Here is a 939-nt window from a genome sequence, read left to right on the forward strand (position 1 = left end):
CCTGACCGCTCGCTTCGGCTTGATCCACCTCGCCAATATAGGTGCGGGCAGGCCACGTGCAGACCCTTCTGAACCAAGATCCGAAAGAGACGCCCTAGGGGGGTTTGCTCCCGCTCGTGTGGTGGACGGAAAGACTTCGTCCGGCTTCTCCGGGTGGGCAGAGGGGGCGCGTCAGCCGAATGGCCCGCCTTCACGGTCGATACCTCAGCGGTGCCGGGATGTGCGCCCCGTGCTGCCCGCAGAGCGGCGGGAGTCGCGGCGACCTGCTGCGGCTGCGGCCCGGAGACGCGCGTGTGACTGGGCGATCTTCGCGGCGACCAGCAGACCGAGCTGTCCGGCCCGGACTTGGCCGCTGACGTCGACCTCGTCCGGGGCTGCGAGCAGGTGGTTCATCTGGGCTCGCGCCTGCGGGTGCATGGGGATGGCTCGGTCCTCGACCTCGACGGCCAGCCCGTGCGGCACCCGCTGCGCGCGCACCGTCACCCGCGTCGCCGGGTCGGAGCACTCGCAGGAGTTCTCGATCAGCTCCGCCACCAGGTGCGTCAGGTCCGGGCCCACATGGCCGGGCAGCCCCAGCTCGGCGCCCACGGACCCGGCCGCGACGGCCACCCTTCGATAGGCCACCACCTCGGACACAGCGCCGCGCAGGGCCGTCGCTACGGGAACGGGCCGGCGCACACTGCGCAGGGACTGCCCGCCCAGCACTGCCGTGCTCTCGACCTGGCGCCGCATCCGCGTCACGAGGTGATCGATCTCGAAACTCTTGGCCAGCAGCTCCGGGTCGTCGGTCAGCATCTCCAACTCGCTCAGGGCCTGGAGTGCCCTGCTGACGAGGGCGTGTTCACGCATGGCCAGGCGGCGAAGCACCTCCAGCAGGACCACTGACTGGGACTCGTCGTGCACGCGGATCAGCGACGCGATCACCTGCGCCTGGAGGGC

Annotated in this window: 1 pseudogene; it reads right to left on the bottom strand. The window is 70.5% G+C overall.

Annotation, left to right across the window (positions count from 1 at the left end):
- Positions 1 to 939, bottom strand: a pseudogene (locus IF99_RS0130250) (ATP-binding protein); the annotation flags it as partial.

Source organism: Streptomyces sp. NRRL F-5630 (genome assembly GCF_000719475.1).
Lineage (GTDB): Bacteria > Actinomycetota > Actinomycetes > Streptomycetales > Streptomycetaceae > Streptomyces.